Source organism: Streptomyces sp. NPDC046759 (assembly GCF_040645475.1).
GTDB lineage: Bacteria > Actinomycetota > Actinomycetes > Streptomycetales > Streptomycetaceae > Streptomyces.
Genome location: NZ_JBEYYJ010000003.1, coordinates 131,633 through 147,635 on the forward strand (window position 1 = coordinate 131,633; position 16,003 = coordinate 147,635).

Annotated in this window: 11 protein-coding genes; 5 read left to right on the top strand and 6 right to left on the bottom strand. The window is 70.7% G+C overall.

Annotated features, from left to right (window positions below; genetic code table 11):
- The first annotated feature begins 98 nt into the window (after positions 1–98).
- Positions 99–818 carry an SDR family oxidoreductase gene (locus ABZ919_RS05355; protein ID WP_361243055.1) on the top strand — a complete coding sequence of 240 codons (720 nt, stop codon included), beginning with the start codon at positions 99–101 and terminating at the stop codon, positions 816–818.
- A gap of 4 nt (positions 819–822) precedes the next feature.
- Here the strand turns inward: ABZ919_RS05355 and ABZ919_RS05360 are convergent, their stop codons facing one another.
- The gene (locus ABZ919_RS05360; protein ID WP_361243057.1) at positions 823–1,350 is read right to left on the bottom strand and encodes an isochorismatase family protein; all 528 of its coding nucleotides are present in this window, start codon (positions 1,348–1,350) and stop codon (positions 823–825) included.
- Between the two features lie 19 nt (positions 1,351–1,369).
- Positions 1,370–1,807 (bottom strand): MarR family transcriptional regulator, encoded by a 438-nt coding sequence (locus tag ABZ919_RS05365; RefSeq protein ID WP_361243059.1) that lies wholly within the window; start codon positions 1,805–1,807, stop codon positions 1,370–1,372.
- 122 nt (positions 1,808–1,929) lie between these two features.
- Between ABZ919_RS05365 and ABZ919_RS05370 the strand changes: the two genes are divergently transcribed.
- The gene (locus ABZ919_RS05370; protein WP_361243060.1) at positions 1,930–2,847 is read left to right on the top strand and encodes a zinc-binding dehydrogenase; all 918 of its coding nucleotides are present in this window, start codon (positions 1,930–1,932) and stop codon (positions 2,845–2,847) included.
- A gap of 182 nt (positions 2,848–3,029) precedes the next feature.
- Positions 3,030–4,907: a sialidase family protein gene (locus tag ABZ919_RS05375; RefSeq protein ID WP_361243062.1), complete on the top strand. Its 1,878-nt coding sequence runs from the start codon at positions 3,030–3,032 to the stop codon at positions 4,905–4,907.
- Here ABZ919_RS05375 and ABZ919_RS05380 read toward each other — a convergent pair.
- On the bottom strand, positions 4,857–5,873 hold the full coding sequence (locus ABZ919_RS05380; RefSeq protein ID WP_361243481.1) for a bile acid:sodium symporter family protein: 1,017 nt from the start codon (positions 5,871–5,873) through the stop codon (positions 4,857–4,859). The genes ABZ919_RS05375 and ABZ919_RS05380 overlap by 51 nt on opposite strands.
- A gap of 201 nt (positions 5,874–6,074) precedes the next feature.
- Here ABZ919_RS05380 and ABZ919_RS05385 point away from each other — a divergent pair, with 201 nt between their 5' ends.
- Both ABZ919_RS05385 and ABZ919_RS05390 read left to right on the top strand, forming a co-directional pair.
- Entirely contained in the window at positions 6,075–6,944 is an 870-nt protein-coding gene (locus tag ABZ919_RS05385) for a LysR substrate-binding domain-containing protein (protein ID WP_361243064.1), read from the top strand.
- A 372-nt stretch (positions 6,945–7,316) separates the two neighbouring features.
- Positions 7,317–9,143: an AMP-dependent synthetase/ligase gene (locus tag ABZ919_RS05390; RefSeq protein WP_361243065.1), complete on the top strand. Its 1,827-nt coding sequence runs from the start codon at positions 7,317–7,319 to the stop codon at positions 9,141–9,143.
- Positions 9,144–9,167: 24 nt separating this feature from the next.
- Here the strand turns inward: ABZ919_RS05390 and ABZ919_RS05395 are convergent, their stop codons facing one another.
- From ABZ919_RS05395 to ABZ919_RS05405, 3 genes are read right to left on the bottom strand one after another with little or no spacing between them, the layout of a single operon-like run.
- The gene (locus ABZ919_RS05395; protein WP_361243067.1) at positions 9,168–11,198 is read right to left on the bottom strand and encodes a PQQ-dependent sugar dehydrogenase; all 2,031 of its coding nucleotides are present in this window, start codon (positions 11,196–11,198) and stop codon (positions 9,168–9,170) included.
- 40 nt (positions 11,199–11,238) lie between these two features.
- Positions 11,239–12,720 carry a glycoside hydrolase family 27 protein gene (locus ABZ919_RS05400; RefSeq protein ID WP_361243069.1) on the bottom strand — a complete coding sequence of 494 codons (1,482 nt, stop codon included), beginning with the start codon at positions 12,718–12,720 and terminating at the stop codon, positions 11,239–11,241.
- A complete protein-coding gene (locus tag ABZ919_RS05405; RefSeq protein ID WP_361243071.1) occupies positions 12,717–15,965 on the bottom strand; it encodes a glycosyl hydrolase family 28 protein in 3,249 nt (1,082 codons plus the stop codon). Before ABZ919_RS05405 ends, ABZ919_RS05400 begins: the two co-directional genes overlap by 4 nt.
- Between the last annotated feature and the right edge of the window lie 38 nt (positions 15,966–16,003).

Consider the following 16,003-nt stretch of genomic DNA (forward strand, 5'->3'; position numbering starts at 1 on the left):
CTTCAGGGTATCGCCGCCGCTCCAAGAGGTCTTGGACGGCGGGGCGCAGGCGGTCGCAGGCTGGATCCCGTCAAGCGATCGGGAAAGGGGAACGGCACATGGGCCTGCAAGGACAGCAGATCGTCGTCATCGGGGGGACGTCGGGCATCGGGCTCGCGGTCGCCGAGAGCGCGGCGCGGGAGGGCGCCGAGGTGGTCGTGGCCTCGCGGCGGCAGGAAAGCGTGGACGCGGCACGGAAGCGGCTGCCGGGGAACGCCGAGGGGCAGGTGCTGGACGCCACGGACGAGGGCGCGGTGCGCGGCTTCTTCGAGCGGGTCGGCGAGTACGACCACCTGGTCTACACCGCGGGTGAATCGCTGCTGCTGGAGGCGGTGGCCGACGCGGATGTCGCCCGCGCGCGGCGATTTATGGACACGCGGTTGTGGGGTGCCTACACGGCGGTGAAGCATGGCGCCGGGTCGATCCGGCCGGGCGGGTCGGTGGTGCTGACCACGGGAACGGCGGGGCAGCGGCCGCTGCCGGGCTCGAGTGCCGCGTCGGCGCTGTGCGGGGCGATGGAGTCGCTGACCCGGGCGCTGGCCGTGGAGCTGGCGCCGCTGCGGGTCAACGTGGTCTCGCCCGGACTGGTGCGCACGGAGCTGTGGCGGGATCTGCCGGAGGCGGCCCGCGAGGGGCTGTTCCGGTCGTCCGCCGAGTCGCTGCCGGTGGGGCGGATCGGCGAGCCGGCGGATGTGGCGGAGGCGTATCTGTATCTGATGCGTGGGGGCTACAGCACCGGTTCGGTGGTGGTCGTGGACGGAGGCGGAACGCTGGTGTGAGGAGTCAGGCCGGCGCGAGGCGTACGCCGGCGGCGGTCACGACCGTGCCCAGCCGGGGGAAGTCGAGCCGGACGGACGCCTCGTGCTCGGCGGCGGTGAGGGCGGCCATGGCGTCCTCGACGAAGACGAGGTCGTAGCCGAGGTCGGCGGCGGCGCGGGCGGTGGACTCGACGCCGAGGTTGGTGGCGATGCCGCCGAACACCAGGGTGGTGACGCCGCGTTCGCGCAGCCGCTCGTCCAGGCCGGTGCCCTGGAAGGCGCCGATGGTCCGCTTGACCACCTCCAGGTCGCCGTTCCGGGCGAGGCCGGGTACCAGGGAACTGCCGGGCGGCTGCTCGGCGACCGAGGGGCGTTCGACCCGGACGAGGACGACGGGTGCCCCGGCGGCCCGGAAGGCGGACGCCAGTTCCTCGGCGACGGCGAGCACTTCGGTGCCTTTGCGGGGTTCCAGGGGCAGCGCGACGATGCGTTCCATGAGGTCGACCAGGACCAGGGCGGTGCGCTGCGGATCGAGGACGGGAGCTGCGGTCATGACGGAACGTTAGCCGCCGTCAGCCGTCCGTGCCGGAAATCCGGATCAACAGGCCCATGAATTGATCGCGTTCGGCCGCCGACAGGGGGGTGAGCAGCTCGTCGTTCGCCTCGCGGGCCGCCTTCTCGCAGCGCGTGAGGAGGCGGGCGCCGTCGTCGGTGAGGGAGACGGCGTTCTTGCGCCGGTCGCGGGGGTCGGGGGCGCGGACGACATGGCCGGCGGACTGCAGATCGTTGAGCACGCCGACCAGGTCCTTGGGGTCGAGGCCCACGCTGCGGCCGAGGTCGGCCTGGGCGACGGGCTGGAGGTCGCGGACGGCGGAGAGGACGACGTGGTGCCACATCTTCTGCCCCTCCGCGGCGAGGGCGGCGGCGACCAGGGCGCGGCCCCGGGCGGCGGCGCGGCCGAGGAGCCAGCTGGGCAGGGAGCGGATCGCGGGCAGGGACGCTTCGGCCATACGGGCAGCCTATCCGAGAAAACGTTGGACCTCCCAACGAATCTCGCTTACCGTTGGGGCTCCCAACGAATTCATGGGAGTTCCCGACGATGCGCCGGTGTGCCCGGCCATGGAGGTGCGCGATGCGTCGCGTCCGGTACGAGTCCACCGGCGGCCCGCTGTTCCTGGAGGAGGCCCCCGTCCCGGAGCCCGGGCCCGGCGAACTGCTGGTGCGCTGCGACGCCGTGGGCGTCACCCTGCCCGTGGTGCGCAAGGTCACCGAGGCCGCCGAGCCGATCGCGCTCGGCGGAGAGATCGCCGGCGAGGTGGTCGCGGCCGGCGACGGCGTGACCCGCTTCCGTCCGGGCGACCGGGTGACCGGGCTGTGCTTCGGCCACGGGTACGCCGACTACGCTCTGCTCCACGAGGCCATGGCCTCGCCGATACCCGACGGCGCCGGCGCAGTGGACGCGGTCGCGCTGGTACGCAGCGGCCTGGTGGCGCTCGGCGCACTGGAGGCGGCACGCCCGGCGCCGGGCGAGTCGGTGCTCGTCACCGCGGCGGCGAGCGGCGCCGGGCATCTGGCCGTGCAGCTGGCGCGGGCCCGGGGGGCGGGGCGGGTGGTGGGGGCCGTCTCCGACGCGGGCAAGGCGGACTTCGTCCGCTCGCTCGGCGCGGACGACTGTGTTCTGTACAGTGACGACAGTTGGGGTGATCCCGTCGACTGCGTGCTGGACGCCGTCGGCGGCGACCTGCTCACCCCCGCTCTCTCCGCACTGGCCCCGCACGGCCGTCTCGTCGCCTACAGCTCGGGCGGCGGCACCATCCAGGCGTACGACCTCCTGGTGGGCGCCAAGTCGGTGACCGGATTCCAGATGGCGCTGATCGCCCGGGGCCGACCGGACCTGTACGAGCAGTGGCGCCGGGAGCTGTGGCGGATGTTCGCCGAGGGCACCCTCGCGCCCGCCGTGCACGCCGAGTTCGCGCTGCAGGACGCGCTGAAGGCGCACGAGGTGATCGAGGGACGGGCCAACCTCGGCAAAGTGGTCCTGCGCCCCTAGCGCTGCGGCCGCAAAGGTTCACCGGCTCGCGACGCCCGGCACGGCACCAGGCACTTCGCGCGCGTCTTGTTCTGCACGCTTCTTGTGAGGCGACCGGCCTGCAACTACCTTCGATGGGGCGCACGTTGGACATGGGATGTCCGGATGTCCAGATGTCCGGCCGACGAAGGGCAGGTCGCACCATGCCGTCAGGTCTACGCGCCCGTCTCAGATCCGCACTCGCCACCGCCCTCACCACGGCGGCCCTCCTCGTCGTCCCGCTCGCCACCCCCCACCCGGCCCACGCCCAGTCCCCCACCGCCTCCCCCCGGTTCGAGCAGCAGGTCCTGTTCAAGACCTCCCAGGACCCCGGCTACGCCTGCTTCCGCATACCGGCGATCGTCAGGACGACCGACGGCACCCTGCTGGCGTTCGCCGAGGGCCGGGTCCTCAACTGCGGGGACGCCGCCGACATCGACATCGTGCTCAAACGCTCCACCGACGGCGGCCGCACCTGGGGCCCGTTGGAGGTGGTCAACGACGGCGGCGGCGACACCCACGGCAACCCGGCACCGATCGTGGACCGCGAGACCGGCCGGATCTGGCTCGCCGAGACGTACAACACGGGCCGCACCGACAGCGCCAGTTGCTCGGTGCCCTGCGATCGCACCCCGCACCTGCAGTACAGCGACGACGACGGCCGGACCTGGTCCGCGCCACGCGATCTGAGCCCGGAGATCCTGCCCGCCGACTGGAACTCCTGGTACGCCACCGGGCCCGTGCACGGCATCCAGCTCACGCGCGGCCGGTACGCGGGCCGGCTGGTCTTCGGGGTCAACACGGAGACCTGGGACGGCAGCCGGGTCACCGCCAACCACGCGGCGCTGATCGTCAGCGACGACCACGGCGGCCACTGGCGGATCGGCGCCACCGACACCTGGCCCATCGCCGACGACGGCACCTTCCGGCAGAAGCCGTCCGAGCTGACCCTGGCCGAGCGCGGCGACGGCTCCGTCCTGGTCAGCGGCCGGGAGCAGGACGGCACCGACCTCGGCCACCGCACCCAGGCCGTCAGCCGCGACGGCGGCACCAGCTTCACCGCACCCTTCCACGACCTTCCGGACCTGTACGCCCCGCAGGTCCAGGGTTCCCTGCTGCGCCTCGGCGACCGCCTCCTGCTGGCCTGCCCCGCCGATCCCGACCGGCGCCGCACGATGATGATCCGCTCCTCCTACGACGGCGGCCGCACCTGGGACAGCGTGGACCGTGGCACGGTGGTCACCACGGACTGGTCCGGGTACTCCGACATGGTCCGCGCCGACGGCGGCACCGTCGGCCTGATCTACGAGGGCGGCGCGGTGGACGCCCGCGACGAGATCCGCTTCGCCCGCTTCACCGAGGACTGGCTCGCCCCGCGGCGCGGCCCCGACCCGGTCACCGCCGACCTCGCCCCGCATGCCCGCCCGGCGGCGGTGCTCGGCGGCGCACGGGAGACCGACGGGGTCTTCGGCGGCGCGCTGCTGTTCGACGGCACCGACGACGCCGTGCGCCTGCCGTTCCGCACGCAGCTGCCGCTCGGGACCAGGGACTTCACGGCGTCCCTGTGGTTCCGGTACTCGGCCACGACCGGGGAGCAGCCGCTGCTGTGGATGGGCGGGGTCGGCACCACCGAGCCGCAGGTGTGGGTGCGCGGGGAGCCGGCGAACCACCGCCTCCAGGGGCTGATCACCGTGCGGAACGGGGCCGCCGCGCCGCAGAGCGCCTACGTGCGCACGGACACCGCCTACAACGACGGCCAGTGGCACCACCTCGTGCTGCGCCGGGGCGGAGGCCGGCTGTCGCTGTTCACCGACGGTGTGCAGTCGTCCGCGGCCGACGTCCCGGGCTCGGTCAGCCGTAACTCCCCCTTCGGCGTGCACATCGGTCAGCGCATGGACAGCCGGGCCTTCTTCACCGGCGCCGTCGACGAGGTGCACGTCTGGGACCGGGCCCTCACCGACGAGGAACTGTCGGACCCGAAGGCGCTCAGGTCACCGAAGGACACGGTCCTGTGGCTGCCCCTGGACCACGTGAGCGGCTGACCCGCCGGCGTCGTCCGGGACCGTCTCCGGGTCCCGGGCCCGGCGCTTGGCGATGACCGCGCACACCATCAGCTGCATCTGGTGGAAGAGCATCAGCGGCAGCACGGCGAGGGAGGCGTGGGCGCCGAACAGGACACTGGCCATGGGCAGCCCGGAGGCGAGGGACTTCTTCGACCCGGCGAACTGGACGGCGATCCGGTCCTCGCGGCCGAAACCCAGCGCCTTGCCGCCGTACCAGGTCAGCAGGAGCATCACGGCGAGCAGGGCGGCCTCGACGACGAGCAGGCCGCCGAGCCGGACGGGGCTCACCTGGTGCCATATGCCCCGGATCATGCCCTCGCTGAACGCGGTGTAGACGACCAGCAGGATCGAGCCGCGGTCGACCAGCCCGAGGACCTTCTTGTGCCGGGCGACGAATCCGCCGATCCAGCGCCGGAGCAGCTGCCCCGCGAGGAACGGCACCAGCAGCTGGAGCACGATCTTCAGCAGGGAGTCGGCGGAGAACCCGCCCCCGCTGTTGCCGAGCAGTCCGGCCGCCAGCAGCGGGGTCAGGACGATGCCGACGAGGGAGGAGAAGGAGCCCGCGCAGATCGCCGCCGGTACGTTTCCGCGGGCGATCGAGGTGAAGGCGATGGACGACTGGATGGTCGAGGGAACCAGCGTCAGGAACAGCAGGCCCTGGTAGAGCGGCTGGGTCAGCAGCACCGGGACCAGCCCGCGCGCCGCCAGGCCGAACACCGGGAAGAGGACGAAGGTGCAGACCAGCACGCTGACATGGAGGCGCCAGTGGCGCAGTCCGTCCAGTGCCTCCCGGGTGGAGAGCCGGGCGCCGTAGAGGAAGAAGAGGAAGGCGATCGCGGCGGTCGAGGCGCCCGAGGCCACGTCGGAGGCCGTGCCCCGGGCCGGCAGGAGTGCGGCGAGGCCCACCGTCCCGAGCAGCAGGACGATGTACGGGTCGATCGGCATCCAACTCGGCCAGCGCAGGCGTTTCACGGTGCTCCGATTGCTGTGCGTGTACGCGTCCGGTGCGGCACGCGTCGATTGATGTGTCGTTTCCTCGGCGGGCCCGCAGGCCCCCTCCATGGTCCTCCGCGTCCCACCGATCGGGAAACCCGCATACCACTCTGACTGTCATCATGTTCTGCGATAGCCGCGTAGGCTGCCCATATGTACGACCCGGCGCAGCTGCGCACCTTCATGGCCGTGGCGCAGACGCTGAGCTTCACGCAGGCCGCGCGCCGGCTGGGGCTGCGGCAGTCCACCGTCAGCCAGCATGTGCGCCGGCTGGAGGACGCGGCCGGGCGGCAGCTGTTCGCACGGGACACCCATTCGGTGGAACTGACCGAGGACGGTGAGGCGATGCTGGGCTTCGCCCGCAGGATCCTGCAGGTCCACGAGCAGGCGACGGCGTTCTTCACCGGCACCCGGGTGCGCGGGCGGCTGCGGTTCGGCGCGTCGGAGGACTTCGTGCTCACCCGGCTGCCGGAGATCCTGGAGGGCTTCCGCTACGACCATCCGGAGGTCGATCTGGAGCTGACCGTGGAGCTGTCCGGCACCCTGCACGAGCAGCTGGCCGCCGGGAAACTGGACCTGGTGCTGGCCAAGCGGCGCCTGGAGGATCCCCGTGGCGAGCTGGTCTGGCGCGACGACCTGGTGTGGATCGGCGCCGAGCGGCTGCGCCCGGACGCCGACCGGCCCGTTCCGCTGATCGTGTACCCGCCGCCGGGGATCACCCGTGCCCGCGCGCTGGAGGCGCTGGAGCGCGAGGGACGGGACTGGCGGATCGTGTGCACCAGCGGCAGTCTCAACGGGCTGATCGCGGCGGCGCGCGCCGGGCTCGGCGTGATGGCCCACTCGCGGCGGCTGATCCCGCCCGGCCTGTTCCGGCTGCCGGACCGCTTCGGCCTGCCCGACCTGGGTAGGATCGACTTCGTGCTCGTCCACGGCCACCGCCGTGGTGCCGCCGAGGGCGCCGCGAACGCGCTGGCGGCGGCGATCCTGGCGGGCGGGGAGCGGCTGCGCCGGCGGGGCGGCTGAGCAACGGCGGGCATCGGGTACGCCGGCTGCGCACGGGCCGGTCCGGGCCCGAGGAGGCGGCCGGCACCAAGGCCTGGGAGGCCGGTGCCGGTACGCCACTGAGCCGCGCCTCGTATGCCGTGATCGCGACAGTTGAGGCGTAATCGCCGCGTACAGATTCGGTGGAGATTACGGCACCGAAACTTACTGACCCGTCAGTATTGTGTCCGGCCCTTCCCCATGTGCGGGCATTTTCCGGTCACGCCCCAGGGGAAACGTGAGGTTTGCTAGGTTTCCTACCCCCTCCCGCCCGGTGACGGCGTGGGGTAGCTTTCACCGCGCTGTGCCGAGCATCACGGGCGTCACCACGCAGCGAGGATCGGGGAGCGAGGATTGCGCGAGTTCACCAACCCGCCGCTCACGTCGGCACCGCCGGTGGGCGGCCTGGCCGACGTGGTCTTCGAGCATGCCCTGACGGACCCCACGCACGTCGCCCTCGGCCGCAAGGACGCCTCCGGCCAGTGGCGGGACGTCACCTCGGCCGAGTTCCGCGACGAGGTCCTCGCCCTCGCCAAGGGTCTGCTGGCGCGCGGCGTCCGCTTCGGCGACCGCGTCGCGATCATGTCCCGCACCCGCTACGAGTGGACCCTGTTCGACTTCGCGCTGTGGACGATCGGCGCCCAGGTCGTGCCCGTCTATCCCACCTCCTCGGCCGAGCAGTGCTTCTGGATGCTGTACGACGCCGAGGTGTCCGCGGCGATCGTGGAGCACGAGGACCATGCGATGACCATCGCCACGGTCATCGACCGCCTCCCGCAGCTGCGCCAGCTGTGGCAGCTGGACTCGGGCTGCCTGCAGGAGCTGTACGACGCCGGGGCGCATCTCGACGACGATCTGGTGCACCGGCACCGGCAGGCGGTCACCCCGGACTCGGTCGCCACCATCATCTACACCTCGGGCACCACCGGCCGCCCCAAGGGGTGTGTCCTCTCGCACTCGAACTTCATGTACGAGGCGGACACGATGATCCAGCGGTGGCAGCCGGTGTTCCACACCAAGAAGGACGACGAGGCGTCCACGCTGCTGTTCCTGCCGCTCGCGCATGTCTTCGGACGGATGGTGGAGGTCGCCGCGATCCGCGGCCGGGTCCGCTTCGGGCACCAGCCGCAGCTGAACGCCGCCGTCCTGCTGCCCGACCTGCAGGCGTTCCGGCCGACCTTCCTCCTCGCGGTGCCCTACATCTTCGAGAAGGTCTTCAACGCGGCCCGCCGCAAGGCGGAGAAGGAGGGCCGGTCGGGGCCGTTCGAGAAGGCGGTCGACCTCGCGGTGAAGTACGCGGAGGCCGTGGAGGCCAAGGCGTGGGGCACCGGGCCCGGGCCGTCGGCGGGGCTGCGCATGCAGCACCAGCTCTTCGACAAGCTCGTGTACTCCAAGGTCCGGGCCGCGATGGGCGGCCGGATCCGGAACGCGATGTCCGGCGGCTCGGCGATGGACCGCCGGCTGGGTCTGTTCTTCGCGGGCGCAGGGGTGCAGATCTACGAGGGCTACGGACTGACCGAGTCGACGGCCGCGGCCACCGCGAACCCGCCCGAGCGCACCCGCTACGGCACCGTCGGGCAGGCCATCCCCGGAGTCACCGTGCACATCGCCGACGACGGCGAGGTATGGCTGCACGGCGGGAACGTCTTCCAGGGCTACCTCAACAACCCGAAGGCCACCGACGAGACCCTGCACGACGGCTGGCTGGCCACCGGCGACCTCGGCTCGCTCGACGAGGACGGCTATCTGACCATCACCGGCCGCAAGAAGGAGATCCTGGTGACCTCCGGCGGCAAGAGCGTCTCCCCCGGCGTGCTGGAGGAACGGGTCCGCGAACATCCGCTGGTCAACCAGTGCATCGTGGTCGGCAACGACCGCCCCTACATCGCCGCCCTCGTCACCCTGGACCAGGAAGCCGTCGAACACTGGCTGCAGATGCGCGGAAAGCCGAGGATGACCCCGGCGAAGCTGGTGCACGACCCGGACCTGGAGACGGAGGTGCGGCGGGCGGTGGTGGCCGCCAACACCCTCGTCTCCCAGGCCGAGTCGATCCGTACGTTCCGTATACTCGCGCAGCCCTTCACCGAGGAACACGGGCTGCTCACGCCGTCGTTGAAGCTGAAGCGGAAGGCGATCGAGAAGGCGTACGGCAACGAGGTCGACGCCCTCTACCGGACCTGACGGATCGGGTGGGCCTGTTGTCCGTCAACTGATGGTCACCTTGAAGATCTTGTCGGATCCGTCGGCGGCACCTCCGTTGTTGTCGCAGTTGGTGGTGGACAGCCACAGCTGGTCGGCGCCCGGCACCTTGGTGACGGTGCGCAGCCGGCCGTAGGTCCCGACGTAGTACGCGGTCGGGGTGCCGACGCTCTCGCCGTCGCCGTTGATGGGGATGCGCCACAGGCGTTCACCGCGCAGCGACGCCATGTAGACGACGTTGCGGACGATGGCGATGCCGCTCGGCGAGGCCTCGGACACGTTCCAGGTGGCCTTGGGATTGGTCATGCCGGCGACGTTGCAGCTGCCCTCGCAGGTGGGCCAGCCGTAGTTCGCGCCGGGCTTGATGAGGTTGAGCTCGTCCTTGGAGCTGTTGCCGAACTCCGCCTCCCACAGGCGGCCGTCGCGGTCGAAGGCGAGACCCTGCGGGTTGCGGTGGCCCAGGGAGTAGACGTAGTTGCCGAACGGGTTGCCGGGGGCCGGCCTGCCGTCGGTGGTCATGCGCAGGATCTTGCCGTTGAGGGAGTTCTTGTCCTGGGCGAGGTCGGGTTGCTGGGCCTCCCCCGTGGACACGTACAGATAGCCGTCGGGGCCGAAGGCGAGCCGGCCGCCGTTGTGGTAGCGGTTCTTCTTGATGCCCTGGAGCAGGATCTTGTAGTCGCTGAGCTTCGTGCCGTCGTAGGTCATGCGGACCACCCGGTTGCCCTCGGCGGCGGTGTGCATGAAGTAGACGTAGTGATCGGTCTCCCACTCGGGGTCGACCGCCACACCGAGCAGGCCGCCCTCACCGTTGGTGGTGACGGCGTTGGGGACCGCTCCCACCTGCGTCTTCGTGCCGGTCTTGGTCAGCTTCCACACCCGGAAGTCGTCCCGCTCGGTCACCAGGGCGGACTGGCCGTCGGGCATCCAGTAGGTGCCCCAGGGGATGGTCCAGCCGCTCGAGAGGGTGGCGATGGACGAGGGGACACCCCCGTCGGTGGCGCAGGCCTTGGTGGTGAAGGCGACGGTGTTGCTCGGCGGGGAGACGTTGCCGGCGGCGTCGCGGGCGACGACGTTCAGGCGGTACGGGCTGTCGCAGGCCAGTCCGGTGAGCGTGGTCGACGTACCGCCGGTGACGCTCTTGTAGACGGTGGTGTCGCTGCGCACGTCGTAGGCGGTGACGCCGCGGTCGTCGGTGGAGGCGCCCCAGGTGAGGTCGACCGTGTTCGATGTGATGATCGCCGTGTGCAAGGTGCCGGGTGCGGTCGGCGGGGTGCTGTCGGAGCTGGGCTTGGTGGTGCAGTCGACGACCGGGCTGGCGGGCGAGGTGTTGCCGGCCGCGTCGCGGGCGATGACCGTGAGGTCGTACGGGGTGTGCGGGGCGAGCCCGGTCAGCATCTTCGAGGTCACGCTGCCCGCGGCCTCGCCGATCTTGTTGCCGTGCTCGTAGAGGTCGTACGCCGCGACCGCGACGTCGTCCGTCGACGCGCCCCAGGACAGGGTCAGCCGGTCCTCGCCGATGTCCGAGCAGGAGGGCTGCCCGGGACGGGTGGGGGCCTGGGTGTCGGTCGCCGTGCCGAGGCTGACGCGGTCGAGGTTGGGGCCGCCGTTCGCCGTGGTGGCCGTCGCCCGGATCTTGTTGCTGCCCGCCTTGAGCGTGACGTCGACGGCCTTGGACGCCCAGGTGTTCCAGTCGGCCGTGGCCGGGAAGGACACGCCGGATGCCACGACGGTGCCGTTGACGGAGAGGTCCATCGGCCGGTCGGCGGTGGTTGCGTTGGCGTACCGCAGGGTCAGGGAGGCGGGGCCGGCGGAGGCCGCGCCGACCGTGAACTCCACGTAGGAACCTTTGACGTTGGTGTAGTCGACGAAACCGGTTCCCGTGTAGCCCGTGTGATTGGTGGCGACCGCGCCCTGGGAGATCAGGGCGTCCTCGGCCTGGTAGTCGGTGGCCGCGAGTGCGGTGCCCTGGCTCAGCCCGGCGAGGGGCAGGGCCAGCGCGACGGCGACGCCGCACGGCAGAAGTCTCTTCGGATGCATGGGGGGTCCCTTGTTGTCCTTGTCTTCCTGCGGCTTCCGCTCAGCCTGTGTGCTGGGGGAAGACCTTCAGGCAGCCGTACGGCTGCTGTGCGACACCGCCGCAGAAGCGGGCCCGCGTCGACGACCCGCCGGCGGGCGGCGGCGTTCGACCGTTCGCCGTGGCGGCGACCGCCTTCGCGGAGCCGATGGGCCGGACCCGGACCAGCCGGGTCTCGCCCGGGCGGAGGGTCGCGCTGTAGGAGCCGGCGACCGTGCCCTTGTGGGAGCCGGACCACAGGTCGGTGACGTCACCGGCGCCGGTGAAGCCCACCTGGGACCAGTTCACGGTGACGGTGGCGTCGCCGGACGTACCGGTGTCGAACAGGGCCACCACGTAGTCGCCGTCGTTCTCGCGCTTGCTCCAGACCTGCCTGACGCCGCTGTTCACGACCCGCTTCGCCGCGACCCCGTCCTGGTCGACGCCGATCAGCCGGTCGTTGGTGAGCATCGCCCTGTCGACCGGGTCGAGGTGGGTGAGGTCGGTGCCGAGCAGCAGCGGGGCGGCCGCCATCGACCACAGCGTGAACTGCGTACGGCGCTGGTCGGCGGTGAGTCCCGCCTGGGCTCCGTTGCCGATCTCCAGGGAGTCCAGGTCGTTCCAGCCGCCGGGTCCGGCGTACGGCTGCCAGGCGGCGGCCGAGTCGAAACGGGTGGAGACATGGGACCAGTCGGTGAGCGGATAGCCGCTCCCGTTGGGGCCGGGCCCGCAGTAGCACTCGACGTCGCCTTGGGTGCGCCAGCTGTTGGCGAGGGCGCGCCAGGTGGTGGCGTGGTCGACGGGAAGGTTGTTGGACAGGGCGAAGGTGATGGGCCGGCCGGTGGCGCGCAGGGCCTTGTCCCAGGCCTGGACGTCGGCGATGTCCTGGCTGCCGACGCCGTCGATCTTCAGGTAGTCGACTCCCCAGGAAGCGAACTGTCTCGCCCAGGAGTCGACGAACTCCTGGGCGCCGGGCCGGGAGTAGTCGATGGCGTACATGTGCTTGCAGTTGTAGTTCTTCTCCGTCTTCGAGGTGTCCGCGATGTCCTTCGCGTGGTACGGCGTGCCCTCGATCGGGGTGTTCTCCAGGAGGGCGTTCTTCGCGATGCCGGGGGTGACGTAGAAGCCGAACTTCAGTCCCCTGGAGTGGACATGGCCGGCGAGCGCCTTGATGCCGTCCGGGAACTTGGCGGGGTCCGGGATCCAGCGGCCGTAGGCGTCGACGGTGAACCCGTTCTCGTCGCACTTCTGCCAGAAGTCGTCGAGGTTGACGTGGACGAAGCCGTGGTCCTTGAGACCGGTGGACACCAGGGCGTCGGCCTGGGCCTCGATCGTCGCCTCGGTGGGCTGACGGCGGACGAAGCTCCAGCTGCTCCAGCCCATGGCGGGCCTGAGGGACTGGCCGTTGTCGGAGGCGGCCGCGGGACGTGCGGTGACCGTGAGCGGCACCGCGGCGGCGGCGAGCAGCCCGACCGCCGCCGTGGCGAGTGCGCCGAGCCGGGTCATGGACGTCGTCCCTTCGGAGCGGGGGTGGCGTAGGAGGTGCCGATCCAGGCCTCGTCGATGCGCAGCCGGCGGTAGCGGGTGGTGTCGCTGGAGGCGGCCCAGGTGGAGTCGGCCTCGAGACGTACGAAGCGGGCGGTGGCGGCGGTCAGGTCGATGCCCTGGATCCCGCGGGCGCTGGGGAGCCGAGCGGTCTTGACGGGATTGCCCCAGGTCCTGCCGTCGTTGCTGAGGTAGACCTTGAAGTCCTTGATCCGGGCGGACTGCTCGGTGGCGGAGCGGGCGTAGGCGACGGAGTCCTCGCGCTGGTTCAGCCCGAGGTACTGCACCTTCTTCGCCGCGCCGAGGTCGAAGGTGAGGTTCACCGGGAGGGTGTCGTCGTTGTCCCAGTAGGTGAGGTAGTCGCCGTCACCGGCGGCGGAACCCAAGTGGCCGCTCGCCGAGGCGCCGGCGCTGACCTTGACGCCCGTCGCGATGCCCTGGCGGCCCGCGGTGATCACCTTGAAGACGGTGTCGTACGGGTCCCAGCCGCCGAGGCCGGTGAGGGTGAGCACGCCGCCGGACTGCGACCACGCGACCGGGGCTCCCGTGCGGAGGTCGGTCACCGAGGCGACGCGGTAGCCGTTGTCGCGGATGCGCAGCGTGCTGGTGGCGGGCGGGGTGAGGACGTGGATGTACTGCCGGTTCGGGTCGTCCTCGGCGACGGTGGTGACGCCGTGGGCGCCGTCGTTCCAGAAGCCGGGCTTGAGGCCGCCGTACATGTAGCCGCCGCCCTCGGTGCCGTGCAGGGACTCCCAGATCTTGTCGAGGTAGGAGTTCGCGAAGTTGTTGAAGTCCGCCTGGTGCGCCGGGAACTTTCCGTTGACCTCGGCGGTCTCCGCCATGAGCGCCTTCACCGAGGAGCCGGCGTTGGTGATCAGCCGGCCGAGGGTGAGCGTCTTGTCGACGGTCGGGTCGGAGCCGTCGTACCACCAGGCGCCGGTGGAGGGCAGTTTGAAGTCCGCCTCGGTGAGGCGGGGTTGGGCGGTGTAGATCGCCTGCGGGTAGTCGTAGGCGGGCGTCATCCCCGTCTTCTGCTCATTGCTGATCATGTCCATGATCGGCGTGTCCTCGTTGTTGTTGCTGAGCGTGTAGTCCGGGCGCTTCTGGTAGATCTGCGCGTAGAGGTTGTGGCTCTCCCAGTACGCGTTGTCGTTGTCGATCCAGAAACCGCCGAGGTCCGGGTAACGGGCCATGACCTCGAAGAAGTTGTCGTAGGAGAATTCCCCGAAGCCGTCGCGGGTGGTCAGGTCGACGTTCCTGCCCTTGTAGGCGGAGTAGGCGGCCGAGTCGAGCCATTCGTGGCCGCCCTCGTCGTGCCACTGGGGGTCGTCGGTCATGTAGAGGATGACCTTCATGCCCTTGGCCTTGGCGGCATCGACGAGTTCGCCGAGGAAGTCCCGCTTGGTGGAGCAGGAACCGGGGATCTTCGACGGCCACGGGCGGGCGTAGCCGAGCCGGCTGTGGAAGGTGGCCAGCACGATGTACTGCGTGTGCAGTTTCTGGGCTTCGCGCACCCAGTACTCGGGCGTCCACCCGCCACTGGTGACGTCCTTCTCCCAGGCGGTGCAGCTGGTGTGGGCGGGAGCGGTGCGCAGGCCCCAGTGCAGGAAGAGGCCGCCGACGGAGGCGCGCAGGAAGGCCTGACGCGGGTTCTCCACGTCGCGGGGGCGTACCGGTGCGGCGCAGTTCTGGCTGGATCCGGTCGCCGACACGCGCAGGGTGCCGCCGGTGGTGGTGTGGCTGTCGGCCAGGCAGTAGCCGGCGACGTTCTGGAAGCCGATGTCGTGGGGTGATGCGCCGCCCTTCTGGGCGGTGAACCGGGTCAGCCGGATACCGCTCGCCGCGTTGGCGATGACGGCGGGCCGCCCGTCGTCGGCCGCGTACCGCACACTGCTGTCGGTGAACTGTACGCGGTCGGCGTTGTGCAGATACCAGCCGTACGCCGGCCGGGTCCCGATGCTCTTCGGGTTGTAGTCGTTCGGGTCGTTGCCCGGCACACCGGTGGACATGGTGCCGTTGCCCCCGGGGACAGTGATGTTGACGTTGTCGAAGGCGATATCGCTGATGCGGTGGCCGCTCTCGCCCCACAGGGTCGGGCTGAAGGAGGGGCTGGTGCCGGTGGCCGTGATGTCGTCGTAGGTGACATCGCTGATCGATCCGACGCCCGGGCTGTTCCCGCACCGTCCGCGGGTGCCGATCTTCTCCATGATCGGCGAGTGCACGCCGGTCATGGTGACGTCGCGGTAGTGGACGTCGGAGATCTTCGCGCCGTCCATGGAGACCATGCCGAGCCCGGACTTGTCGGCGCCCTCGATGCGGATCTTCTCGAACTGGTAGTCGGAGAAGTCGCCGCAGGTCTCGGAGCCGAACATCAGGGCGTTGCAGCAGCGCGCCGAGAGCACGGAATCGCTCACGCGCACATGGCCGTTGGGGAGCTTGGCGCCGAGGGCGTAGTCGCTCTTGAAGACCAGGGCGTCGTCGTTGGCGGCGATGTGCGCGTGGGTGATCGTCGCGTTCGTGGTGGAGATGACGTTCCAGCCGTCGCGGTCGCTCGCGGTGTCGATGGTGAGGTGGTCGGAGACGACGCCGGTGCAGCCGTTGATCAGGGCGGCGAAGTGCCCGCCGCGGCGCAGGGTGAGGCCGTCGCCGAGGCGGAGTCCGTTGCAGCGGGTCAGCGACAGGATCTTGTCGGCCTGGCCGGACCTGGGGTTGCCGGTGATCAGGTTGCCGGCTCCGTCGATGACCCCGTCACCGGTGAAGCCGATGTCGGTCAGCCTGTCGCCGTAGATCATCGCGTCGTGGAAGTGGCTGTGCCCGTAGTCCTGGTACTTGTCGTTCGGGTTGGACTCGGGCGGGTCGTAGGTGCCGGCGGAGGAGCCCTGAAGGGTGGCGCCCTTGTCGAGCTGGAGCGTCACATGGCTCTTCATGTGGATGGTGTTCTTGGACTTGTAGGTGCCGGCCGGGAAGCGGACGGTGCCGCCGCCCGCCGCGTTGGCGGCGGTGACGGCCTTGTCGATGGCCGGCGTGTCGTTGGCGGAGCCGTCCCCCTTGGCGCCGTAGTCGCGCACGTCGTACACGGCTGCGGGGCGGGAGGCGGCGGGGTGGGGGGCCGCGAGGGCGGCGGGGTGGGTGAGGCCGAGGACGACGGCGAGGACGCACAGGACGATCGCCGCCGCCCGTCTCGGGTCGGCGATGAGGGGTTTCACGAGGACGGCTCCTCTGGGCGAGTCGGCAGCCGGGGAGA